This window comes from Streptomyces sp. NPDC057939, assembly GCF_042887545.1.
Taxonomy (GTDB): Bacteria; Actinomycetota; Actinomycetes; order Streptomycetales; family Streptomycetaceae; genus Streptomyces.
Genome location: NZ_JBHVPG010000053.1, coordinates 37140 through 61788, shown reverse-complemented (window position 1 = coordinate 61788; position 24649 = coordinate 37140). Strand labels below are relative to the sequence as shown.

General features: G+C 73.2%; 14 protein-coding genes, 2 tRNA genes and 1 pseudogene. 7 read left to right on the top strand and 10 right to left on the bottom strand.

What is annotated here, in order from left to right:
• Positions 1–396 precede the first annotated feature (396 nt).
• A complete protein-coding gene (locus ACFVS6_RS35675) occupies positions 397–933 on the bottom strand; it encodes a MarR family winged helix-turn-helix transcriptional regulator (protein ID WP_281210936.1) in 537 nt (178 codons plus the stop codon).
• 123 nt (positions 934–1056) lie between these two features.
• Here ACFVS6_RS35675 and ACFVS6_RS35670 point away from each other — a divergent pair, with 123 nt between their 5' ends.
• Positions 1057–2355 carry an MFS transporter gene (locus tag ACFVS6_RS35670; RefSeq protein ID WP_389710646.1) on the top strand — a complete coding sequence of 433 codons (1299 nt, stop codon included), beginning with the start codon at positions 1057–1059 and terminating at the stop codon, positions 2353–2355.
• A gap of 70 nt (positions 2356–2425) precedes the next feature.
• On the opposite strand, the gene ACFVS6_RS35665 is transcribed toward ACFVS6_RS35670, so the two are convergent.
• Both ACFVS6_RS35665 and ACFVS6_RS35660 read right to left on the bottom strand, forming a co-directional pair.
• Positions 2426–4156, bottom strand: coding sequence for a SpoIIE family protein phosphatase (locus ACFVS6_RS35665; RefSeq protein WP_389710644.1), 1731 nt, complete (start codon positions 4154–4156; stop codon positions 2426–2428).
• A gap of 157 nt (positions 4157–4313) precedes the next feature.
• Positions 4314–5732 (bottom strand): NAD(P)/FAD-dependent oxidoreductase, encoded by a 1419-nt coding sequence (locus ACFVS6_RS35660; protein ID WP_389710640.1) that lies wholly within the window; start codon positions 5730–5732, stop codon positions 4314–4316.
• 342 nt (positions 5733–6074) lie between these two features.
• Here ACFVS6_RS35660 and ACFVS6_RS35655 point away from each other — a divergent pair, with 342 nt between their 5' ends.
• Together ACFVS6_RS35655 and ACFVS6_RS35650 are read left to right on the top strand one after the other, a co-directional pair.
• Positions 6075–6851 (top strand): TetR/AcrR family transcriptional regulator, encoded by a 777-nt coding sequence (locus tag ACFVS6_RS35655; RefSeq protein WP_389710638.1) that lies wholly within the window; start codon positions 6075–6077, stop codon positions 6849–6851.
• A gap of 1394 nt (positions 6852–8245) precedes the next feature.
• A complete protein-coding gene (locus tag ACFVS6_RS35650) occupies positions 8246–10219 on the top strand; it encodes a sigma-70 family RNA polymerase sigma factor (protein ID WP_389710636.1) in 1974 nt (657 codons plus the stop codon).
• Between the two features lie 31 nt (positions 10220–10250).
• Here ACFVS6_RS35650 and ACFVS6_RS35645 read toward each other — a convergent pair whose 3' ends face one another.
• Positions 10251–12545, bottom strand: coding sequence for an asparagine synthase-related protein (locus ACFVS6_RS35645; protein WP_389710634.1), 2295 nt, complete (start codon positions 12543–12545; stop codon positions 10251–10253).
• A gap of 643 nt (positions 12546–13188) precedes the next feature.
• Here ACFVS6_RS35645 and ACFVS6_RS35640 point away from each other — a divergent pair.
• The 4 genes and pseudogenes from ACFVS6_RS35640 (at position 13189) to ACFVS6_RS35625 (ending at position 18454) form a co-directional block, all read left to right on the top strand.
• Positions 13189–14793, top strand: a pseudogene (locus ACFVS6_RS35640) (sporulation protein).
• 19 nt (positions 14794–14812) lie between these two features.
• Entirely contained in the window at positions 14813–16033 is a 1221-nt protein-coding gene (lhgO, locus tag ACFVS6_RS35635) for an L-2-hydroxyglutarate oxidase (RefSeq protein WP_389710632.1), read from the top strand.
• 148 nt (positions 16034–16181) lie between these two features.
• Positions 16182–17057: a tRNA (guanosine(46)-N7)-methyltransferase TrmB gene (trmB, locus tag ACFVS6_RS35630; protein ID WP_389710630.1), complete on the top strand. Its 876-nt coding sequence runs from the start codon at positions 16182–16184 to the stop codon at positions 17055–17057.
• Positions 17058–17098: 41 nt separating this feature from the next.
• Complete coding sequence (locus ACFVS6_RS35625) at positions 17099–18454, top strand: PrsW family intramembrane metalloprotease (RefSeq protein ID WP_389710628.1); 1356 nt, start codon at positions 17099–17101, stop codon at positions 18452–18454.
• Here the strand turns inward: ACFVS6_RS35625 and ACFVS6_RS35620 are convergent.
• From ACFVS6_RS35620 to ACFVS6_RS35595, 6 genes are all read right to left on the bottom strand, one after another.
• Positions 18451–19506 (bottom strand): M23 family metallopeptidase, encoded by a 1056-nt coding sequence (locus ACFVS6_RS35620; RefSeq protein WP_389710626.1) that lies wholly within the window; start codon positions 19504–19506, stop codon positions 18451–18453. The genes ACFVS6_RS35625 and ACFVS6_RS35620 overlap by 4 nt on opposite strands.
• A gap of 329 nt (positions 19507–19835) precedes the next feature.
• Entirely contained in the window at positions 19836–21002 is a 1167-nt protein-coding gene (locus tag ACFVS6_RS35615) for a PP2C family protein-serine/threonine phosphatase (protein ID WP_389710642.1), read from the bottom strand.
• 174 nt (positions 21003–21176) lie between these two features.
• Positions 21177–21250, bottom strand: a tRNA-Met gene (locus ACFVS6_RS35610).
• A gap of 191 nt (positions 21251–21441) precedes the next feature.
• Positions 21442–21514: transfer RNA gene (locus ACFVS6_RS35605), tRNA-Lys, on the bottom strand.
• A gap of 183 nt (positions 21515–21697) precedes the next feature.
• Entirely contained in the window at positions 21698–23668 is a 1971-nt protein-coding gene (locus tag ACFVS6_RS35600) for a DEAD/DEAH box helicase (protein WP_389710624.1), read from the bottom strand.
• A 305-nt stretch (positions 23669–23973) separates the two neighbouring features.
• Positions 23974–24606 carry a hypothetical protein gene (locus ACFVS6_RS35595; RefSeq protein WP_389710622.1) on the bottom strand — a complete coding sequence of 211 codons (633 nt, stop codon included), beginning with the start codon at positions 24604–24606 and terminating at the stop codon, positions 23974–23976.
• Positions 24607–24649: the final 43 nt, after the last annotated feature.

The window sequence follows — 24649 nt, the reverse complement described above, 5'->3', positions numbered from 1 at the left end:
GCGTTGATTTTTGGCACGCTGTTGAGTTCTCAAGGAACGGACGCTTCCTTTGTACTCACCCTCTCGGGCTTTCCTCCGGGCTTTCGTTCTGTTGTCCTGCTGTGTTCTTGCGTTTCCGACTCTATCAGACTCTTTCGGGCCTGACTCCCAGTCAGCGGGGTTTGTCTTCCGGGCTGTTGGGCCCTTCCGACTCCCGAACTCTAGCTGATTTCCCCGGCAACCGATAATCGGGCCTTCGGAAAAGAATTCGGACATGCCGAATTCGTTCCCAGTGGGAGTTCGTGCTGAGTTGGGTGCCGCAACAAGGCGGCGGGATTTGTTGATACCAGAACCTTTCGGCTCGGGGACAACTCGAAGAACCTTACGGACCGACGGGGTCGGTGTCAACCCCGGAGGTCAGCCCCTCGACTGGAGGTCCTCCACGCGGTCCAACAGCCGGGTGAGGACGTCGCCCAGGATGCCGCGCTCGGCCGTGGACAGGTCCTGGAGGAGGTCCTCCTCGAAGACCGTGGCCGCGCGCATCGCGTCCAGCCACTTGCTGCGGCCCTCGTCCGTGAGCTCCACGATGACCCGGACCCGGTTCGACTCGTCGCGTTCGCGGGTCACCAGGCCTTCCGCGGTCATGCGGTCGATCCGGTGCGTCATGGCCGCCGGCGTGAGGCCCAGCTGCTTCGCGAGCTCGCTCGGGCCCATCCGGTAGGGGGCACCCGAGATGACGAGGGCCTTGAGGACCTCCCACTCGGCGTTGCTGATGCCCAGGGCAGCGGTCTGGCGTCCGTACGCGACGTTCATGCGGCGGTTCAGCCGGCTCAGCGCCGACACCACCTTCTCGACCTGGGGGTCGAGGTCCTGGAACTCGCGCTGGTAGACGGCGATCTGCTCATCGAGGCTCGGCTCGTGGACGGGCGTAGTGCCGTCGGGGGTGTCACCCATGCGTCGAAGTATGGCACGGGACCCATTGGCGTCTAACTCCTTCGATGTGTAGAGTTAAGGATCGAACTTTAGGGATGAAGTCTTCAGGCTTCAGTTATCAAGGTGGTGAAAGTGACCAAGGTGATGGGCGCTGCGATGCGGCGGATCCAGGCCGGGAACGCGTTGACCGCGTTCGGCATCGGCTTCACGGTTCCGTTCCTCTACATCTACGTGGCGCAGGTGCGAGAGCTGGGCTCCATGGCTGCCACGAGTGCGTTCGTGGCGTTCGCGCTGGGTGCTCTCGTCGCACTGCCCTTCACCGGGCGGGTCATCGACCGGCGTGGTCCGGTGCCCGTGGTCATGGGTGCGGCCGTGGTCGCTTCGGTGGGCGCGCTGGCGCTCGGGCTGTCGACCGGGGTCGTGCCGATCCTGTTGTCGGCGCTGGCGCTGGGTGCGGGCCAGGCCGTCATGCAGCCGGCGCTCGCCACGATGATCGTGTGGTGTTCGACCCCTTCGACGCGGACGCGCTCCTTCGCCCTGCAGTTCTTCCTGCAGAACCTGGGTCTGGGCATAGGCGGGCTCGTCGGCGGTCAGATCGTCGACGAGAGCCGGCCCGGCAGCTTCACCCTGCTGTTCGGCATCGAGGCCGTGATGTTCCTGGTGCTGGCGGCGGTCATCGCCACCGTGCGGATGCCGCAGGTCGCGGGTCTCAAGGACGCCATGCCGCAGAAGGACGCGGTTCCGGCGGCCGGCAGCGGCTGGAAGCGGCTGCTCCGCCACAAGGCGATGGTGCAGCTGTGCGTGCTGGGCTTCGTGCTCTTCTTCGCCTGCTACGGACAGTTCGAGTCGGGTCTGGCCGCCTTCGGTACCGAGGCCGCCGGGATATCGCCTTCCACGCTCGGGTTCGCGCTGGCCGCCAACACGGGTGCCATCGTGATCGCCCAGTTCGTGGTGCTGCGGCTCGTGGAGAAGCGGCGTCGGTCGCGGGTGATCGCGCTCGTCGGGCTGATCTGGACCGTGGCGTGGGTCATCGCCGGGTTCTCGGGTCTGGGGCACGGCAGCGCCATGATGGCCGCGGCCGCGTTCATCACCACGTACGCGCTCTTCGGCATCGGCGAGGCCATGCTGTCGCCGACGCTGGCGCCGCTGGTGGCCGATCTGGCTCCGGAGGGCTCGGTCGGGCAGTACAACTCCGCCTTCGCCCTGGTGAAGCAGATGGCACTGGCGCTCGGGCCGCTCGGTGTGCCGCTCGGTGCGGGGATCCCGATGCTCTACATCGGGCTGTTCGTGGTCGTCTCGCTGGGCATCGCCGGGCTGGCACTGCGGCTCGGCAAGCAGCTGAGCCCGGTTCAGGACAACCCGTCGCTGAGCAGGGTCGTGGCGCAGGGCGGTCCGGCCGTCGGTGTGGCGGGGAGCGTCGCTCCGGAGCCCGCGCACGTGTAGTCGTACGCAGGGACGCAGGAAGTACGCGTGAGGCCCCGGTCCGGTGGACCGGGGCCTCACGCGTGTGCCGCTACTTGTCCGGCAGGGCGAACTCGCACCAGACGGCCTTGCCGCCGCCCGGGGTCCGGCGGGAGCCCCAGGACGAGGCGATGGTCGCGACGATGGAGATGCCGCGGCCGGTCTCGTCGGCGGGTTCGGCGCGGCGGCGGCGCGGGAGGTGGTCGTCGCCGTCGGTGACCTCCACGATCAGGCGGCGGTCGGTGCGGCGCAGGCGCAGCCGCATGGGCGGGGTGCCGTGCTGGAGGGAGTTCGCGACGAGTTCGCTGGCGGCCAGGACACCGAGGTCGCACAGCTCGACGGGGAACCGCCAGGAGGCGAGGACGCCCTGGGCGAAGGCGCGGGCGCGCGGGGCCGCCTCGATGCCGCCGAGGAGTTCGAGGGCGGCGTTGTGGAAGAGCTCGGCGTCGGCTCCGGTGCGGGCGGGCTGCTGGAGGACCATGACGGCGACGTCGTCGTCGTGGTCGGCGTCGACTCCGAGGGCGCGCATGAGCCGGTCGCAGACGACGGCGGGGGTTCCCTGGGCTCCGGACAGGGCGCGTTCGAGGGTGGCGACGCCCTCGTCGATGTCCTCGCCGCGGCGTTCCACCAGGCCGTCGGTGTAGAGGACGGCGGTGGAGCCGGGGCCGAGGGCGATGGTGCCCGAGGTGTGCAGCCAGCCTCCGGTGCCGAGCGGCGGGCCGGTGGGATCGGCGGCTCTGCGCACGGTGCCGTCCTCGTCGCGGACGAGGATCGGGAGGTGGCCGGCGGAGGCGTAGGCGAGGAGGCCCTCGTTGGGGTCGTGGACGGCGTAGACGCAGGTGGCGATCTGGCTGGCGTCGATCTCGGCGGCGAGGCCGTCGAGGAGTTGCAGAACCTCGTGCGGGGGGAGGTCGAGGCGGGCGTAGGCGCGGACGGCGGTGCGGAGCTGGCCCATGACGGCGGCGGCGCGGACGCCGCGGCCCATGACGTCCCCGATGACGAGGGCGGTGCGGCCGGCGCCGAGGGTGATGACGTCGTACCAGTCGCCGCCGACGGCCGCCTCGGTGCCGCCGGGCTGGTAGGTCGCGGCGACGCGGAGGTCGTCGGGCTGTTCCAGTTCCTGCGGGAGGAGGGAGCGTTGGAGGGTGACGGCGGCCTCGCGCTGGCGGCGCTCGCTGGCGCGGAGCCGTTCGACGGCCTCGGCGTGGTCGGTGACGTCGGCGAGGTGGACGAGGATCCCGGTGTGGTGGGGGTCCTCGGTGCCGTCGGCGTCGGTCTTGGGGAAGTCGACCGGGGTGCAGGTCACGGTGTAGGAGCTGCCGCCGCCGGGTGCGGTGCGGTTCTTGGCCGTACGGGGCTTGCCGCTGCGCTGGACCTGGTCGAGGAGTTCCAGGAGGCCGAGCTCGCCGAGTTCGGGGAGGGCCTCGTGGGCGGGGGCGCCGGGGCTGCGCGGGCCGAAGCCGGCGGTGTAGGCGTCGTTGACGTAGGCGACGCGGTGTTCGGGTCCGTGGACGAGCGCGACGAGGGCCGGGAGCAGGCCGAGGACCTCGCGTACGGAGAGCTCGTCGAGGGCGGGTACGGCGGCGAGCGGTGCCGTACCGGTGCCGGAGACGGTGGCGTCGGCGGGGCTTCCCTCCGGTGGGGTGGCGGAGTGGGCGGCGGCGCCGCGGGCTGCCGGGACGGAGCCCTCGCCCCTTTTGGCCTGGGCGGCGGCGTGTTCGTTCCGGGCGGCGGCGCGGCGCTGCGTTCCGGGAAACCGGGCGCTCCAGCGCGTGAAGTTCACTGCGTTCAAGCCTCGTGGTGTCGCAAGTGGTCGCTGTGTCGCTCGTGGTCGGTCTCTGGGCATGTCACTCGGTGCGCGTACACCTGCACGGTCACTCTGTGCAGGTGTGAGCGCACCTATGGTCACACGTCCAGTGTGGCGGACCGCACTGACAACGTCAGCCCTGGCTGTCCTGCGGGGGTTCGGGGGCGGGGCGGGGCTTGTGGTGTGCCGGGCCTCCGCCTGCGGCGAGTTCGAATTCTGCCCTGGGATGTTCGAGTGAGCCTAGGGAGACGATCTCCCGCTTGAACAGACCTGAGAGGGTCCATTCCGCAAGGACGCGCATCTTGCGGTTGAAGGTGGGGACGCGGCTGAGGTGGTATGCGCGGTGCATGAACCAGGCCGGGTACCCCTTGATCTTGCGTCCGTAGATGTGGGCGACCCCCTTGTGGAGGCCCAGGGAGGCGACGGAGCCGACGTACCTGTGGGCGTACTCGGTGAGGACCTCGTCGCGCAGGGCGGCGATGAGGTTGTCGGCGAGTTGCTTGGCCTGGCGGACGGCGTGCTGGGCGTTGGGGGCGCAGGTGTGGCCCGGTTCGGCCGCGGTGATGTCGGGGACGGCGGCGGCGTCGCCGGCGGCCCAGGCGTGGTCGACGCCCTTGACGGTGAGGAAGGACGTGCACGTGAGGCGGCCGTGTTCGTTCCTGGGGAGGTCCGAGGCGGCGAGGACCGGGTGCGGTTTCACGCCGGCGGTCCAGACGACGGTGCGGGTCGGGAAGCGGGATCCGTCGCTGAGGACGGCGACGCGGTCCTCGCAGGAGTCCAGGCGGGTCTCCAGCCTGACGTCGATGTTGCGGCGACGCAGTTCACGGACGGTGTAGGTGCCCATTTCCGGGCCCACCTCGGGGAGGATCCGGTCGCTGGCCTCGACCAGCACCCACTTCATGTCCTCGGGCTTGACGTTGTGGTAGTACCGGGCGGCGAAACGGGCCATGTCCTCCAGTTCGCCGAGGGCTTCGACGCCCGCGTATCCGCCGCCGACGAAGACGAAGGTCAAGGCGGCGTCGCGGATCGCCGGATCGCGGGTGGAGGAGGCGATGTCCATCTGCTCGATGACGTGGTTGCGCAGACCGATGGCCTCCTCGACGGTCTTGAACCCGATGGCGTAGTCGGCGAGGCCGGGGATGGGGAGGGTTCGGGAGACGGAACCGGGGGCGAGGACGATCTCGTCGTACTCGATCTCGATCGCGCCGGTGCCCTCCTCGGCGGTGGCGAGGGTGGTGACGGTCGCGGTGCGTTTGGCGTGGTCGATGCTCTTGGCCTCGCCGATGACGATGCGGCAGCGGTCGAGGACGCGGCGGAGGGGGACGACGACGTGGCGGGGCGAGATCGAGCCGGCGGCGGCCTCCGGGAGGAAGGGCTGATAGGTCATGTAGGGCTCGGGTGTGACCACCGTGACCTCGGCCTCGCCGGATCTCAGCTTCCGCTGGAGGCCCAGGGCCGTGTACATGCCGACGTAGCCGCCGCCGACGATGAGGATGCGCGTGCGGGGCGGGGTACCGGGGGCGTCGCCCCGGGAGTTAGCAGCCTTCACCACCCCATGACGCAACGTGGCTGGGAGTTTGTCCACAGGCCCGTCAAATTGTGTGACCGGTGGGGGTGGCGGGACGGGGTTGCCGCAGGGGCTTGGAGGGGGCGAAGGTCCGCAGGTCAGGAGGTGCGGAGGGTGAGATTCCGGAGGCTTCCTGGGGAAAAGTGAGGGTCAATGCTCCGATCGGGCGGCGGCCGGTCCGGGGCTGCCCCTTCTGAATTGACTCTGGCTCAACTATGTTCGTATCTCGTCGAGGAGTAGGACCGGGGCCCTCATGACCGTGGCCCCCCTCGACGCGAAGGCGGGGAGTGTCTCCGGGGGGAGACAAATGATTACCGGGGGATACATATGCACATTTCCGATTTCCATGGTTCTGCCACCGCTCTGTCTGCCGAGAGCGGCGGCCGCGTGATGGCGGGCACGACGACCCACGGGGTGGGCCGTTCGACGCCGCTGCGCGTGGACGCTCAGCGCAACCTCGAACACGTACTGCGCGCGGCTCGCGAGGTATTCGGCGAGCTGGGCTACGGCGCTCCGATGGAGGACGTGGCACGCCGCGCCCGCGTCGGCGTCGGCACCGTCTACCGGCGGTTCCCGAGCAAGGACGTCCTGGTCCGCCGTATAGCGGAGGAGGAGACCGCCCGGCTCACGGAGCAGGCCAAGTCCGCGCTGGGCCAGGAGGAGGAGCCGTGGCAGGCGCTGTCGCGCTTCCTGCGGACCTCCGTGGCCTCCGGCGCGGGCCGACTGCTGCCGCCGCAGATCCTGCGGGTCGACGCGGACGGGGAGGACGGGGCCGAGGAGGCGCCGGCCGCCGCGGCACGGGTTCCGCACCAGCGTCAGGCCGTCGCGGGCGGGGCGCCCGACCTCCGGGTCGTGGGCGCGCGGCACTCCGTCGAGGACGACCTGGCGGACGACTCCGGCGCGGGTGCGCTGCTGGAGGTCGTCGGTCGGCTGGTGGACCGTGCCCGGGAGGCCGGTGAGCTGCGTGCCGATGTCACGGTGGCCGATGTGCTGCTGGTCATCGCGACCGCGGCGCCCGCGCTGCCGGACCCGGCCCATCAGGCCGCGGCCTCGGCCCGACTGCTGGACATCCTGCTCGAAGGGCTGCGTTCCCGGACGGTGTGAGGCGGGGGCGGAGCCCTTTGCCGGGGCGGCGCTGCTCGGTGGGGGCGGAGCCCTTCGCCGGGGCGGCGCTGCTCGGTGGGGGTGGCGTTCCCGGATGGTGTGAGGCGTTTCGCTCGGGACGTGGTTCCGGGTGGACGCCCGAGGTGACGCGCCGGGGGCTCGGGCCCCGGGCCCCCGGCGCGCTTCACCTGGCCGGTGGGTGAGCCCGGCACTTGGCAGCCGGTGGTCCGGGCCGGTGGTCCGGGCCGGTGGCGGCTGATCGTGGGTGGCTCGTCGGCAGCCGGCTCTTTGGTGGCCGCCTCTTCGGTGGAGCGCGGCGGTACGTGGCGCGTCGCCGGGGGCGTTGCCGGTTCGTGCCGGGCTGGCACGTGCTGAGTCCGGTGAGATACCGGATAGCTGGGCTGCACCGGGCGAGTACCGGGCCTGGCGGGTACCTCGCCGGCGGATGCCGCGTCCGTGAAGTGCCCCGCCTGGAGGGTGCCGCGCTGGTGAGCGCCGCGCCGGCGGATGCTGTTCCGGTGCGGGCCCCGTACGGCGGAAGCCATCTCGGCGCTCACCGCGCCGGTGGAAGCCGCCGCCGTGAGTACCCCGCCGGTAGAAGCCGCCTCGGTGAGTACCGCACTCACGGATGCTGCTCCGGTGCAGGCCGCGCCCGGCGGAAGCCACCTCGGTTCGTGTCGTGCTGACAGACGCCGTGGCTGCGAGGGCCGCTCTGGCGGAGGTCGCCTCGGGGAGTACTGCGCCGGCGAGTGCCCCACCGGCGGATGCTGTTCCGGTGCGGGCCCCGTACGGCGGAAGCCGCGTCGGTTTGTGCCGTGCCGGCGGACGCCGTGGCGGCGAGTGCCCCGTTGGTGACCGCCGCTCCAGTTGTGGGCCCCGCCCTGCGGAAGCCGCTTCGGTGCGAGCCGCTTCGGTGCGAGCCTCGTCGGTAGGCGCCGCACTGGCGGATGCCGTGTAAGCGAGTACTGCGCCGGCGGATGCTGTTCCGGTGCGGGCCGGGCCCGGCGGGAGCCGCGTCGGTGAGTGGTGCACTCGCGGGCGCCGCGTCGGTGTGAGCCACATCGGCAAGTGCCTTGCCGGCGACGCCGCTGCGGTGCGGGCTCCGACCAGCGGTCGGCGTGTCGGTGTGGGCTTCGCTCGTGGATGCCGGGTGGCATGGGCGGGCGTGGTGGGCTTCGGGGTGTGGGGTTTCCAGGTGCTGACGGGGTTGACGGAGGTGTGCGTCAAGGGGGTTACTCGAACAGTCCGTCGCTCGAACGGGTGAGGATCGGCACGGTGGATCGTCTGATCTTGCCCGGATGAGTGGATGGCGCTCGGAGGGGGTCGGCGTGCCTTCGCCGTGTGCCACGCTGGATCGGTGTACCGGTTGAGTGTGGCGTGCGGGGGCTTCCGCGATGGGCGTTGACGGGCGGGACGAGTCTCGCGGTGGTGCCGGAGGCGAGGTCGAGTCGGGGAGCCTGCCCGCCCGTCAGGTACCGGCCCAGCGCGAACCGCGCGGCCGGCATGCCACCCCGGTCACGGGCGGCGGCGGCACCGAACTGCCGCCTTCCGACGCCGAGCTGGTCGCCCGGATGCGCGGTGGGGACGACGGCGCGTACGAGGAACTCTTCCGTCGGCACGCCGAGGCCGTCCGCCGCTACGCGCGCACCTGTTGCCGCGACGCGCACACCGCCGACGACCTGACCGCCGAGGTGTTCGCGCGGACCCTCCAGGCGGTGCGCGGCGGGGCCGGGCCGGATCATTCGGTGCGGGCCTATCTGCTCACCACCGTGCGGAGGGTCGCTGCGGCGTGGGCGAAGACCGCCAAGCGGGAACACCTCGTCGAGGACTTCGCCCTGTTCGCGGAGCAGGCGACGGGAGCCGAGGCCGCGTCCGGGCTGAGCGGGGCCGACACCCTCGAACTGGGCGCGGACGTACGGGCCATGCACCAGGCCGAGCAGTCGCTGGCCATGCAGGCCTTCCGGAGCCTGCCCGAGCGGTGGCAGGCCGTGCTGTGGCACACCACCGTCGAGGAGGCTTCGCCGAGTGCGATCGCCCCGCTGTTCGGGCTGAGCCCCAACGCGACCGCGGTGCTGGCCAGTAGGGCCCGGGAGGGCCTCAAGCAGGCCTACCTGCAGGCCCACGTGAGTTCCGCGCTCAGCTCGGGCGGGGACTGCGCCCGGTACGCGGACCGACTGGGCGCGTACGCCCGGGGCGGGCTGCGGATGCGTGCGGAACGGGGTCTGCGCAAGCACTTGGAGGAGTGCGTCAAGTGCCGGCTGGCCGCCGGGGAGCTGAAGGACGTCAACGCGGGCATCCCCGCGCTGCTGCCGGTCGCGGTCATCGGATGGTTCGCCGCCGGGTACGCGGCCAAGGCGGCCGGGGTGGTGGCCGGTGGGGCCGTGGCCGCGGGCGGGGCCGGAGCGGCTGCCGCCGCCGCGGGCGGTTCGTCGGCGGGCGCCGGTGCGGCCGGGGCCGGAGCCGCCGGGGCGGGTGCCGGCGCCGCGGGTGGGGCCGGGGGTGGTGCCGGGGCCGGGGGTGCGGTGGTCTCCGAGGGGCTGGGGCTGCCGGCCAAGGCCGCCATCGCCGCCGGCATCGCGGTCGCGGCGGCCGCCGGGGTGGTGTTCGCCCTGGCCGGGGACGAGCCCGAGCAGCAGGCCCGGGCGAAGCCGACGCCCGGCGTGGCGGCGCCGGTCCGGCCGGTGGTTCCGGAACCGAGCCCGTCCCCCACGCCGCCCGGGTCGACTCCGGCGGGGGCTCCGGCCCCGGCCGCGCGGGGATCCGTACCTCCGCGACCCACGAGCGCGCCTCCCGCTCCGGTGCCCTCCGCGCCCGCTTCGGCCCGGCCCTCGGCTTCGAGACCGGCCCCGGTGACCGCCCGGCCGAAGCCGGAGCCGACGCCGGCGAAGCCCTCGCCGACGCCGACGCCCGCCCCTCCGCCGCCACAGCCCCCGCAGGGGTTCCCGCTGGCCCGGTTGGGCCACTCCGCGTACGGGGCGCACCGCGGTCCGGAGCTGGAGACCTGGCGCAGCAGCTGGGTGTGGCAGCGGTGGGGGCAGGTGATCGGCGGGCAGCGCTTCGGGCAGGGGATCACCGTCAACTCCCGTTCCTCGGTGGAGATCACCCTGAACCGGCAGTGCACCGCCTTCTCGGCGCGGGCGGGGGTGGACGGCCTGTCGTTGCTGACCGACGGCACGGTGCGGTTCTCGGTCTACGGGGACGGGCAGCGGCTGTGGCGGTCGGGCGTGCTCGGGTACGCGGACGCCCCGGCGGTGGTGGACGTGTCGCTGGTCGGGCGCGGGACGTTGCGGCTGGTGGTGGAACAGGTCGGGCAGGGGAGGTTGCCGACGTTGGCCGCCTGGGGCGATGCGGTGATCAGCTGCCGTTGAGCCGGACGGCGACGTCCGCGCGCTCCACCCGTCAGCGGTCCGCCGGCCGGCGGAGGTGGTCGGTGGCGGCGGGTTGCAGGCGGAGGGGGACGCCGGGTGTGAGCCGGCCGAGAGAGGTGTCGAGGACGGGGACGGCGCGGCGGCGGGGGGTGGAGGTGCCGGTCCAGCAGGTGCCGCGGCGGGCGAGGAGGCGCCGGAGCCACAGTTCCATCGAGACGAGTTCCGCGAGTCCGTCGAGCGGGACGGGCCGGCCGTCGGCGGCGTCGAGCAGGGCCTGCCGCACGACCCTGGCTTCGATCAGGCCGGCGTCGGCGAGCAGCGGGGCGGCGAACAGCGCGAGGAGTTCCTGGAGGGCGGCGCGCAGCCCTAGGCGGGTCGCGGTCTCGTTCGGGGTGTGGGCGGTGGCACCCCAGCCGGGCGGGAGTTCGCGCACTCCGGCGGAGGTCAGGACGCTGCGCAGGATCGCGGCCCGGGCGCCGGGCTGGACCCTCAGCGATTCCGGCAGCGCACGTGCGGCCCGTACGACCTGGTTGTCGAGGAACGGCGCGTGCAGGCGCTGGCTGCGCACCTCCACGGCCTGTTCGAAGACCCGGTGGTCGGCGGCGTGACGGGTCAACACGGCGCGGGCGCGGGCCTCGCCGGGGCGCAGGGAGAGCGGTGGGCGTCCGGCGGCGGCGCCGAGACGGATCGATACTTCCGCGAGGGCCTCGCCGGTCAGCCAGGCCGCGGCGGGTCCGGGGCGGGACCAGGTGAGGGCGGCGAGGGAGGCGTCGACGGCGCTGGCCACGCTGCCCCCGACGGCGCCCTCGCGCAGTCGGGCCGCGGCGGCCTCGATGCCCGCGCGGTACGGCGTACGGGCGAGGCGGCGGGCCGCCGAGTACACGGTGAGCGGAACGAGGAGGGACTCGCCGGAGGCCGACGCGGAGCGGGCGAGCGCGGCGACGGGGCGCAGCAGGTGTCGGCGTCGGCGGTCCATGAGGAGGTCGGCCATGCGGGCGGGGTGGGCGTCGAGGACCTGGCGGGCGCCGTGGCCGACGAAGTGGTCGGCGGACCCGGCGGCCAGGCGGCGGCGTTCGCGGGCGGCGACGACGAGGGAGGGGCCGGGTTCGTCGGTGAGCGGTCCGTCGAGTTCCGCGTAGGGGAGGGCTTCTTCGGCGGCGGCGACGACGACGTGGTGCAGCCGGGGGTTGGCGGCGATGGCGTGGGCGCGTTCGAGTTCGGCTTCGCGGCCCTGCGGGGTGGCGAGGTCGTTGAAGGTGACGGCGAGGAGCCGCGAGCCCGAGCCGGGGATGGTGCCGGGGGCGCCGGGCAGGCCTGCGGCGAGCAGGGCGAGGGTGGCGGAGGCGCTGCCGCCGGAGAGGTCGGCGCCGACTCCGGGTGCGGGGGCGCCGCGGGCGGCCCGCCGGTCGGCGGGGCCCATTCCGGGTACCGGGCCCGGGTCGGGAACAACTGTTTCGGGAGCATGCCGGGGCGCCGTGAGCCGGGCGCGCACCGCGTCGACCAAAGCTTCCCGTACGCCCTCCACCGCGCGCTCGGCGTCGGCCTCGGGCGTGGCCACGGCGAGGGATGCCACCGGTTCGTAGCCGGTGATCTCCCGGGAGCCCTCGCGGAGGATCAGGGTGTGGCCGGGCGGGATGCGCCGCACGCCCGCGTACGGTGTGCCGTCGCCCAGTGCCTCCGGGCTGTCGGGGCAGGCCAGGAGGGCGGCGAGGTGGCCCACGTCGAGCTGGGCCTCGATGAGGTCGGCGAGCGGGAGGGCGGCGGTGGCGTACGCGGTTCCGCCGGCCCAGGGCGTGTAGAACACGGGCCGGGCACCGGCGAGGTCGCCCAGGACGGTGATGCGGCGGCCCGCCTGGACGACGGCGGTGTAGCTGCCGGACCACTGGGTGAGGTGGCGCAGGGCGCCGCCGCGGGCGGCGTAGAGGGCGCGTCTGAGCTCGGCGTCGGTGGCGCCGCAGCAGCCGAGGACGGCGAGTCGGGTGAAGGGGTCCGCGGGGTCGGCGGTGACGGTGCGGATCTCGTCGGGGCGCCAGTCGCCGACGGCCCACAGGGGGTCGGGGTCTCCCCAGAGGAGTTGGGCGCCGACGGGGTGGACGGTGCGTTCGGCGTCCTGGGCGGCGGGGTCGTCGGGGTGGGCGGCGTCCGCGATGCCGCCGCGGGGCCGGTCCCCGTACGGGTCGTGGCCGTTGGCGGCGGAGTCACGTCCGCCCGAGGTCCCGTAGGCGCCCGGCGGTGTTCCGTACGCCCCCGATGTGCCCTGGCCGGAGACGCGCCCGGCCGTGCCGAAGCTCGCGGCGATACTGCTCCAGCCGACCAACCAGCGCACCGCCGCCTCCCCCAGCCTGTGGGCAAATGACCGGGGCGGTGCACGGCTCGGACGACGCGGTCGTCGCTGAGGGCGCGGCCGGCGGGGCCCCGGGTGGCTCGGGGTCCATGCTGCCACGTGATGGGCGTGCGAGAGCGACTTCGGGGGGCGCACATGTAAACGAATACGCCCCGGCCACACGGTATTTGGCGTTCCGTTCCCACCGCCCCATAGGTCGGTTTCGGCCATTCTTCAGCCGTACTGAGTACCTGCGCGCGCCGCCGCCGGCTTCGGCGGTGGCCGCGGTCCGGGGGGCGGGATCCACCCCCCGGACCGTTCCGCCACCCGCGGGGATTGAGGTAGCGGCATCCCCCGGCCCACCTGGTCCACGTGGCGGGCCGACCCACGCACCGCACATCGAATCGCCGGGCCACGGCACGGGCCAGAGCGCACGGCCGGGCGCACGGCCACACGGCCGGAGCACGGACTGACACGTGCGCCCCGGGCACGGGCCCCGGCCCGACTGTGCATACGGACAACAATCCCGCCATACGGAACTCGGGGCCTTAACGCTTGGGAGGCGGGGAACTACGCTGGGTTTACGAAATGCCGGGCGCCTATGCCCCGGCGGCGTCTGCGTTCCGCGTGTGACGAGGGGTGGCGCATGTCCAGGGAGCTCCGCGAGCCCAACGAGAAGCTCGGCGCCGTCCTCGCCCTGGCGGGCATCAGCAACGCCGGGCTGGCCCGGCGGGTCAACGACCTCGGCGCGCAGCGCGGTCTGACGCTTCGCTACGACAAGACCTCCGTCGCCCGCTGGGTGTCGAAGGGGATGGTGCCGCAGGGCGCGGCCCCGCACCTGATCGCCGCCGCCATCGGGGCGAAGCTGGGCCGGCCGGTTCCGCTGCACGAGATCGGGCTGGCGGACGCGGATCCCGCGCCCGAGGTCGGACTGGCCTTCCCCCGCGACATCGGCGCGGCCGTGCGGTCCGCCACCGACCTCTACCGGCTGGACCTCGCCGGGCGGCGTGGTGGTGGCGGGATCTGGCAGTCCCTCGCCGGCTCCTTCGCGGTGTCCGCGTACGCGACGCCCGCCTCGCGCTGGCTGATATCTCCGGCCGACAGTTCGGTGGCCCGCGAACCGGGCCCCGTCCGGGAAGCCGGTACGTCGCCCACGGCGGCCGGCGACCCTCCTCCCGCCCCGGCGGCGCGCCCCTCCACCGCGGTCCGGCAGCCCGCCCCGACCCGGCCGGCAGCCGTTCCCCCCGCGCAGGACGTTGTGCCCGCGCCGCCCGGGAGCGAAACCGGCGCGGCGACCGCCCAGGCCGCCGGCGCGCCGCCGGAGGGCTCCCCGCAGCGGGTCGGGCACAGCGACGTGACGAAGCTGCGCGAGGCCGCCGAGGAGGCGCGCCGCTGGGACTCCAAGTACGGCGGCGGGGACTGGCGTTCGTCGATGGTCCCCGAGTGCCTGCGGATGGACGCGGCTCCGCTGCTGCTCGGGTCCTACACCGACGAGGTGGGGCGCGCGCTGTTCGGCGCGACCGCCGAACTGACCCGGCTGGCCGGTTGGATGGCCTTCGACACCGGTCAGCAGGAGGCGGCGCAGCGCTACTACATCCAGGCCCTGCGGCTGGCCCGCGCCGCCGCCGACGTACCGCTCGGCGGCTACGTCCTGGCCTCGATGTCCCTCCAGGCCACCTACCGGGACTTCCCGGACGAGGGCGTGGACCTCGCCCAGGCCGCCGTGGAACGCAACCGCGGTCTCGCCACCGCCCGCACCATGAGCTTCTTCCACCTCGTCGAGGCCCGGGCGCACGCGAAGGCGGGCGACTCGGCCGCCGCCGGGACGGCGCTGCGCGCCGCCGAGGGCTGGCTGGAGCGCTCCCGCGAAGGCGACGGCGACCCGACCTGGCTCGGTTTCTACTCGTACGACCGTTTCGCGGCGGATGCGGCGGAATGCTACCGGGACCTCAAACTCCCCCGCCAGGTCCGCCGCTTCACCGAACAGGCCCTGTCCCGCCCCACCGAGGAGTACGCGCGCTCGCACGGGCTGCGCCTCGTCGTCAGCGCGGTCGCCGAGCTGGAATCGGGCAACCTCGACGCGGCGTGCGCGGCCGGCACCCGCGCGGTGGAGGTCGCGGGCAGGATCTCCTCCGCCCGGACGAACGAGTACGTACGGGACCTCCTGCACCGGCTCGAACCGTACGGGGACGAACCGCGCGTCGCGGAGCTCCGCGAGCGGGCGCGGCCGCTGCTGGTGACACCCGCGTAGCCGCTTTGTCGGTGGCGGGGTGCAGTATGCAGGGGTGGGAGGTGTCAGCGTGGACTGCGACGTGCTGGTGATCGGTGGTGGGATCGTCGGCCTGTCGACGGCGCATGCCCTCTCCCGACTGGCCCCGGGGACGCGCGTGGTCGTCCTGGAGAAGGAGGCCGGGCCCGCCCGGCACCAGACGGGCCGCAACAGCGGGGTCATCCACAGCGGCATCTACTACCGTCCCGGCTCGCTCAAGGCGCGCTTCGCGGTGCGCGGTGCCGCCGAGATGGTCAAGTTCTGCGCCGAGCACGGCATCCCGCACGAGGTGACCGGCAAGCTGATCGTCGCGACCGACCGCCGGGAGCTGCCCCGCCTGCACTCCCTCGTCCAGCGCGGCCGGGAGAACGGCATCCCCGTGCGGGAACTCGGCCCGGCCCAGATCTCCGAGTACGAACCGGAGGTCCGCGGCCTCGCCGCGATCCACGTCGGCACCACGGGCATCGTCGACTACGGGCGGGTGGCGGCGCAGCTCGCGGAGTCCTCCGGCGCGGAGATCGTCTACGGCGGCGCGGTCGACCTCGTGTCCCGCCGCCCCTCGGCGGTGGCGGTCCGCACGACGTCCGGCCTGGTGGTCAGGGCGAAGGTGCTGGTGAACTGCGCGGGCCTGCAGTGCGACCGGATCGCCCGCCTCGCCGGCGACGACCCGGGCATGCGGATCATCCCGTTCCGCGGCGAGTACTACGACCTGGCCCGCCCGGGCCTGGTCCGGGGCCTGGTCTACCCGGTACCCGACCCGGCGTTCCCGTTCCTCGGCGTCCACCTCACCCGGGGCATCGGCGGCGGCGTCCACGTCGGACCGAACGCGGTGCCCGCGCTGGCCCGCGAGGGCTACGGCTGGTCCACCGTCCGCCCCCGCGACATCGGCTCCGAGTTGGCCTGGCCGGGATCCTGGCGGATGGGCGCGCGGCACTGGCGGTACGGGGCGGGCGAGATCCGCCGCTCCCTGTCGAAGCGGGCGTTCACCGAGGCCGTACGCCGCCTGCTGCCCGCCGTCACCGCGGCGGACCTGACGCCCGCCCCGGCCGGCGTCCGCGCGCAGGCCGTCCTGCGGGACGGAACCCTGGTCGACGACTTCCTGATCCGGGAGGCCCCCCGCACGGTGCACGTCCTCAACGCGCCCTCCCCCGCGGCGACCGCCTCCCTCCCCATCGGCCGCGAGGTCGCCACCCGAGCCCTCCACGCCCTCCGCACCGCCTGACCACCCCACCACAACCGGGCCGACCCACCCGCAGCCCCCGGCCCCGCGCCCCGGTACCCGCAGCCCCCCACCTCCGACCCCGAAGCCACCCGCACCCCCGGCCGGGGCACCGCACCCGGCGCCCCCCGCGTCGTAGAATCTCGGCATTGTGTCTGAGTCCCCGAATCCCCAGCCCAGCCTCCCGGACACCGCGCCGGAGGCGTCCTCGTACGTGCCCCCCAAGTGGCGCACCGAGCCCCGCTTCCCCGACGGCCCCGCCCCCGACCCGGCCGGCTCGCACCACGAGCGCCGCATCCGGAGCTTCCAGCCGCGCCGCAGCCGGGTGACCACCGGACAGGGCGAAGCCCTGAAGCGCCTCTGGAGCACCTGGGGCCTCGACATCGACGGCCACGAGGTCATCGACCTCAAGCGGCTCTTCGACGGACTGCCCGTCGTCCTGGAGATCGGCTTCGGCATGGGCGAGGCCACCGCCCAGATGGCCGCCGCCGACCCCGACACCGGCATCCTCGCCGCCGACGTGCACACCCCCGGCCAGGGCAACCTCCTCGCCCTCGCGGAGCGCAGCGGCCTCACCAACGTCCGCGTGGCCAACGGCGACGCGATCATCCTGCTCCGCGAGATGCTGCCGGCGGACTCCCTCGCGGGACTGCGCGTGTACTTCCCGGACCCCTGGCCCAAGGCCCGTCACCACAAGCGCCGACTGATCCAGCCCGAGTTCCTCGATCTCGCCGCCACCCGCCTGGCCCCCGGCGCGGTCCTGCACTGCGCGACGGACTGGGAGCCGTACGCCGAGCAGATGCTCGAAGTCCTCACCGCGCACCCCGACTTCGAGAACACCCGGCCGGACGGCGGCTACGCCCCGCGCCCCGACTTCCGCCCCCTCACCCGGTTCGAGGGACAGGGCCTGGACAAGGGACACGTGGTCCACGACCTCCTCTTCCGCCGCGCCGCACACCGGACCCCCGGCATTCCCACCGACACCACGCTCCCCACCGACCCCAACCTCCCCACCACGAACGGATAAACGTCACTCCGGGTGTCCGCTCGGCTCGGTAGGGTCATCATGTGTTCCGAGCGCTCTCCCGCGTGCTCGCACGCCCTTCGGGCAGGGCCCGGACGTGCGTGCTCGTCGCCCTGCTCACCGCCACCGGGATCGCGATCCTCGAACTGGTGCGGGAGCAGACCGGCACCGCCGGATTCTTCGTGGGTCTCGGCCTGGCCCTGCTGCCGGTCCCGCCGCTCATGGCGGCGTTCCGATGGCTCGGCCGGGCCGCGCCCGGCCCTTGGCGGCAGTTGCTGTTCTGCTTCGGGTGGGGTGCCTGCACCGCGGCCCTGATCGCCATACTGGCCAACAGCTTCGCGACGCAGTGGGTCGCCGCCGCCACCGCCGACCCCTCCGACGCCGATCAGCTCGGCTCGGTCGCGATCGCTCCGGTCGTCGAGGAGACCGCCAAGGCCGCCGCCCTGTTCCTCGTGTTCGCCTTCCGCAGACGCCACTTCGCGGGACCCGCGGACGGGTTCGTGCTCGCCGGGTTCACCGCCACCGGGTTCGCCTTCACCGAGAACATCCTCTACCTGGGCAACGCCTTCTACGAGGACGTGGCCAACGGCACCGGCGTACTGGACTCCGTGACGGCTGCGACGTTCTTCGTACGGGTCGTGCTGTCGCCGTTCGCGCACCCGCTGTTCACCGTCCTGACGGGCCTCGGCTTCGGGGCGGCCTCGCTCAGCGCCGGCCGTTCGCGCCGGATCGGCCTGCCCCTGCTCGGCCTGGCGCTGGCCATGGGAACGCACGCGCTGTGGAACGGCTCCTCACACTTCGGTGAGTACGGTTTCTACGTGGTCTACGGCTGCGTGATGGTCCCGGCGTTCGGGCTGCTGCTGTGGCTGGCCGTGCGGATGCGGCGCCACCGGCTCCGGGCCGTCGCCGCCGAACTGTCGGTGTACGCCCGCGCGGGCTGGCTCAGTCCGGCGGAAGTACCGGCCCTGGCTTCGCTGCCGGCCCGCTCACTGGCGAAGGGCCTGGCCCGAGCCACCGGAGGCCGCGCGTCCGCCCGAGCGGTGACCCGCTACGCGGCGGACGCCACCGCCCTGGCCGTGCTGCGCCACCGAGCCCGTCGCCGGGGCCGGTCGGCCTGGGAGCCGGACTTCGCCGAGCGGGAACGGGAGTTGCTGGACGCCCTGTGGCTCCGCAGGGCGACGGCCGCTCCGGCACTGGCCCGGGCCGCCGTACTGGAGGAACTGCTGCCGCCCCGCTCGGGCCTGCCGGCGGAGGTCCCGCCCGCCGCGGCGCAGCCCCCCACGGGCACCCTCGCGGCCGTCCCGGCACCGAGAAGGCACCTGGCGACCCGCGGGGAGCACCCCCGACCGCGCGAGGAGTCGGTCACCTCCGCGGCCCGGAGCGGGCCGCGCGACCTCTAGACGCTGAGGCCCTTGCTGTTCAACCACGCCATCGGGTCCATCGTCGAACCGCCCTTGCGGACTTCCAGGTGGAGGTGGGCACCGGTGACGTTGCCGGTCGCGCCGACCCGGCCGATGGTCTCGCCCGCACCCACCGCGCCGGAGGTCACCGACATCGAGGACAGGTGGCAGTACCAGATCTCCGTACCGTCGTTGAGCTGGAGCACGATCCGGTAGCCGTACGCACCGGACCAGCCCGCCGAGGTGATCTTTCCGGCGCCCACGGCCTTGACCGGGGTTCCGGTCGGGGCGGCGAAGTCGAGGCCGGTGTGGTGGCCGGAGGACCACATGGAGCCGGCGGCGCCGTAGCGCGAGGTGAGGGTGTAGGCGGAGGTCGGCAGGAAGAAACTGCCCGCGGACTTGGCGACGGGAGCGGGCGCCGGAGCGGAGGCCGCCTCGGCCTTGGCCTTGGCGTCGGCCTCGTCGGCCGCGGTCTTCTCCGCGGCGGCCTGGTCCGCGGCAGCCTTCTCGGCGGCCGCGCGCACCGTCTCGGCCTCCTTGTCGGCCGCTTCCTTCTGGGTCCGCGCCTCCTGGGCGGCGGCCTCGCGGGCCGTCCGCTCGGCGTCGGCCAGGGCCTGCGTGTCGGTCGCGTCCTGCTGCGACTCGGCCTGCTGGAGGATGCGGTTGCGCAGCGCCTCACCGGCGTCGCCCTGTCCCTGGGCGTCGGCCTGCTGGGGGATCTCCGCGGTCCGGGTGTCCGTGGCGGCGGGCGCGCCCGTGGGGGCGGTGTCGCTCGCGCGGTCCCCGCCCATCAGGTCGGGCAGCGAGGGCATGGATATGGAGACCTGGGGGCGGTCCTGGGCGGTGGCGATGCCGCCCGCGCCGACGGCCGCGATCACGCCGACGCCGAGCACGGTCGAACTGCGGGCGAGACCGCCGCGCGGCTTGAGGGTGCGGTGCTTGCCGCGGACCGGACGGACCGAGTCCTCGGTGGGGTTCCACTCGCCCCAGGCTCCGGCGTTGGGCGCCTCCTGGACGTCGGTGCCGTCAGGGGCAGGCGAGTTGGAGGCCACCGGGGCACACTCCTCATGGGCGAGAACGCACACGGTGTCGCCTCTTGCGACGACTGGGACGACCGCGATGCGTTATCGAAAGGTAATAGACATGGGGGAGTGATTCCAAGCTGTTGCGATTGATCGTTAACGCCAATCAGCCACTCCCCGCACGGCTTTGGCCTGGACATCGGCCACTATCGATGATCAAACGGGGCAAAGAACCCCTCTTTTGCTCATCACTTCAGCCACATTGGCCAAATGACGCCCCGTCAGGCAACTTGCGCAGAGCATCCCGCCCACCACACACGGTCACGACGGAGGCATCGGAGCCCTCCGGGGACCTCCCTTCACGCCTCCTCCCGCGGCACCACCGGTACGGTCCGCCTCCGCTCCGGCTGGCCCTCCCCGGGCCGGCCCACCGCCAGCAGGGCCATGTCGTCGGTCGCCCCGCCGCCCGTGTGCCGGCGCACGTCGCGGCTGAGCGCGACGAGCACCTCGTCCGGCCCGGGGAAGACCCGCCCCCGCAACCGGTCCGCCGGGTCGTAGAAGGTCCCCGCCTCGTCGCGGGCCTCGGTGAGCCCGTCCGTGAACAGGAGCAGCGTGCTCCCGGCCGGGAAGGCCCATTGCCCGGCCCGGTCCGGCGGACCGAGGACGGCCAGCCCGCCCAGCCCCAGCGGCAGGGCCGGTTCGGCCGGGGCGAGCACCACCAGGCCCCCGTCGGCGTGGAGCAGCAGCGGTTCGGGATGCCCCCGGTTGAGCAGTCGCAGGTGCTCGGCACCCGGTGGGATCTCCCCGAGCACGCACGTCGTGAACCCCTCCACCGCGTCGAGGCTGTCGCGGCGGACGCCCTCCCGGTTCAGGGCGCGCTCCAGGCGCTGCGCGAGGCGCTCCAGGGTCGGTTCGGTGTCCGCCGCCTCGCGGAAGGCGCCCAGCACCACGGCGACGGCCTCCACCGCCCCCAGGCCCTTGCCCCGTACGTCGCCCACGGCGAGCCGCACCCCGTACGGGGTGTCCTGGACCGCGTAGAGGTCCCCGCCGATGAAGGCGTCGGCCTGCGCGGCCACGTAGCGGGCGGAGACGTGCAGCCCCGCGATCCGTTCGGCGGGGGTGGGCAGCACGGCCCGTTGGACGGCCTCGGCGATCCCGCGCGCGGAGGCGAGCCGCTCGACGCTGCGCCGCACGACCCGGTTGATCAGCAGCGCCAGCCCGGACACCGTGAGCACGGTGGCCAGCTCGGTCAGCGCCTCGACCTTCCAGCCGGTGCCGGCGTAGGCGTGCAGGCCGACGACGGCGAGCGAGGCGGCCACACCGGTCAGGGCGGTCGCGCGGAAGGTGAACAGGGGAGCGGCGACCAGCGGGGCGGCGGAGAAGAAGGGCGAGCCGGTGAAGCTGGGCGGGGTCAGCACGTTGAACAGGAGCCCGATGAGGATCAGCAGGACGGGGAGCAGCCGGGCCACCCGCGGAACCGCGCCGTCGCCGGGGACGGTCGCACGCTCCTTGTCCTGCCGGCCCAGCCCCGCCACGCCGCCTCCTGCCGCCAGGTCCCGCCTCGCCCCCTCCAGGCTGGCGGCACCGGCCCCCGTACGGCGACCGGACCGCGCCGATCGGGTGACGCCACGAACGGGTCCCGGCCCAACGGGGAACGACGAAGGCCCGGTTCCACAAGGGAACCGGGCCTTCGTACTGAGTAGCGGGGACAGGATTTGAACCTGCGACCTCTGGGTTATGAGCCCAGCGAGCTACCGAGCTGCTCCACCCCGCGTCGGTAAACCCAACTCTACGTCATTCGGGGGACGCCCCCCACCAATTAACCCCCCGCGCACCCTTCAACAGGACATCACCGCAGGTCAGGAGCATGTAATCGGGGTCCGAACGACGAAGCGCCCCACCCGATGTCATCGAGTGGGGCGCCAAGTGGCAGGGCGGGAAGGGCTTCCCGGGTCCTGCGAGCGGTAGGCCATGTCGGACTCGAACCGACAACCAACGGATTAAAAGTCCGCTGCTCTGCCAATTGAGCTAATGGCCCTCCATGTGCTCACCCCAGAGCATAGCCGGAGAGGGGCTCCTGGCCGATCGGGTATCGCCGGGTGTGGCCCCGGCGGTTTTCCGCCACCGGTCACGGGAGGGGTGCGGGGGCCGGAAAACGGCCCGGCCCCCACCGCACCGGAGTGCTGTGGGGGCCGAGTCGGTGTCAGATGACGCTCAGGCGTCAGCCGTTGCGCTTCCAGCGGGGCTTGTCGTCACGACGGCCACCGAAGGAGCCGGTCGAGCCGGAGCCGGAGGGGCGGTTGTCGTCGCGGCGGCCGTAGGGGCGCTCGCCGGCGCCACCGGAGCGGAAGCCACCGGCGCCACCGGACGGACGGTCATCGCGACGGAAGCCGCCACGGTCGCCACCACGGTCGTCACGGTTGAAGCCACCGGACGGACGGTCGTCGCGACGGAAGCCGCCACCACGGTTGTCATCACGACGGTCACCACCGGAACGGAAACCACCCGACGGACGGTCGTCACGGCGGAAGCCACCACGGTCGCCACCACGGTCGTCACGACGGTTGTCGCGGCGCTCGTAGTTGCCGCGGTCGTCGCGACGCTCGAAGGTGCGCTCCTGGGCGACGGGCTCGGCGACGGCTGCGACGGCTGCCGCGACCTCGGCCTCGGCGGCCTCGACGACCTCGGCGACGGCGGCCTCCGGGTCCTCACCGCGCTCGCGGGCGGAACGGGCGACGAGGCGGTCGGCCTCCTCGCGCAGCTCCACGGCGCGGCGCGACAGGCGCTCCAGCTGCTTGGTGAGGTCGGCGACCTCGCGCTCGGCCTGCTTGGCGGCGTTGTTCGCCGAGTCGGCCTGGACCTGGGTGAGCGAACGCGCACCGGTGATCTCGGCGACCTCGGGGTCGAACGCGCCGACGCCCTGGACGATGTGGCGCGAGGCGTCGACGCCCGCGTCCTCCATCAGGCGGAAGATCTGGCGACGCTGGTGCGGGAGCGCCAGCGACACGACGACACCGGACTTGCCGGCGCGGGCGGTACGGCCCGAGCGGTGCAGGTAGTCCTTGTGGTCACCGGCCGGGTCCACGTTCAGGACCAGGTCGATGCCGTCGACGTGGATGCCGCGGGCGGCGACGTCGGTCGCGACGAGCGCGTTGACGTAGCCGTCCTTGAAGTCGGCGAGGACGCGGGTACGGGCGCCCTGCGTCATGCCGCCGTGCAGCGCGTCGGCCTTCACGCCGGCCTCGATGAGCTGCTCGGCGATGCGGTCGGCGCCCAGCTGGGTGCGGACGAAGATGATGGTGCGGCCCTTGCGGGCGGCGATGGCGGCCGTGACCGGCGCCTTGTCCTTCGGCTTCACGACGAGGACGTGGTGCGTCATGGTCGTGACGTTGCCCTGCGCGCTGTCGACCTCGTGCGTGACGGGGTTGGACAGGTAGCGCTTGACCAGGGTGCCGATCTCGTTCTCCATGGTGGCGGAGAAGAGCATGCGCTGGCCGCCGCCGGGGATCTGGTCGAGCAGCTCGGTGACCTCGGGCAGGAAGCCCAGGTCGGCCATCTGGTCGGCCTCGTCGAGGACCGCGATCTTGACGTTCTCCAGGGAGCAGGCGCCGCGGTTGATGATGTCGCGCAGGCGGCCGGGGGTGGCGACGAGGACGTCGACACCGCGCTCCAGGGCGTAGATCTGGTTGCTCATGGAGGTACCGCCGCAGACGACCTTCATCTTCAGGCCGAGGACGTCGCCGTAGGGCTGGAGGGCGTCCGCGACCTGCATCGCGAGCTCACGGGTCGGCGTGAGGATGATCGCGCGGGGCTTCTTCTTGTCGGTGTGACCGCCGGCCAGCGAGGCCAGGGTCGGCAGACCGAAGGAGAGGGTCTTGCCGGAGCCGGTGCGGCCGCGGCCCAGGATGTCCTTGCCGGCCAGGGCGTCCGGGATGGTCGCGGCCTGGATCGGGAAGGGCGCGGTGACGCCGTTCTGGGCGAGCTTGCGGACGATGCCGTCGGGCAGGCCCAGGTCGCCGAAGGTGATGGTGGGCTCCGCGTCGGCCTCGTCGGCCTCGTCGGAGAGGGGACCGTCGGACGTCACGTCGGCCTCGAGGGCCTCGATGATCTCGTCGGCCTCGATGGCCTCCATGGCCTCGGTGACCGCAAGGGTCTCGGCGTCGACGATCTCGTTGGAGTCGTTCTCGGGCATGACGGAACGGTCAGAACTGGAAATGGACATGCGAAATGCGAAACCTTCCGGAGTCTCGGCACGCGCCCAAACTCCGTGAATCGCAAATCGACCGCCTCAATGCGGTCAGCCACGGCTAGGGAGAGTACGCGCCACACGGCGCTCTTCGGATTCGGCGCCGGGCAATGGGATCAAACGATCTATAACCATACGCACCCTCCTGGGGGTCTGGCAAGTCGCCCCGGCAGAAACCTCTCTGACCTGGGACGATGCCATCGGCGCGGACCTCGGGGAAGCCCGGCCGATCCACCCGGAGGCGCCCGGGACTACGGAGTCGTGCCCGTCCCGGAGGTCGGGGCGGGACCCGGATCGGTGGGCTGGGTGGGAGTGGGTTCCGTCACAGGCGGATCGACGGGGGGATCGACGGGCGGGACGGTGGCCGAGCCCCCGGACCCCCCGGAACCGGACCCGCCGGACCCGGAACCCGACCCCGAGCCCGACCCGGAACCGCCGGAACCCGAGCCCCCGGAACCCGACGCCGAGCCGGAGCCGCCGGATCCGGAGCCGCCGCCCGCGCCGCCCGCGCCACCGCCGGACGGCTCCTGCGGCCCCTGACCGCCCGCTCCGCCACCCGGTCCCGCCGACGGCGAGGGAAGCCCCGGCCGGCCGGCGGGGGCGCCCGGGCTGGGAGAGGCCCCGGTCGCTCCGGAGGCCTTGCCGGACTCACCGGCCCTGCCGTTCTGGTTGCCGGTGGCGTCCTTGCCCCCGTGCCCGTTGCCGTGGCCGCCGGAGCCCCGCCCGGCCCCTGCGGCCGCACCCGTACCGGCGGCGTCCTTGGCACCCACCGGCACGGCCGGCCCGGGCTTCGCGGCGTCCTCGCCGACGCTCATGCAGCCCGCCGTCGCCGCCACGGCGAGCGCGGAGACGGCCAGTCTCAGGGAAGTGGTCAACTGGCGCACGGGGGCACCTCCGGAACACGGCGGCGGGGTCCGCGATGAGCGG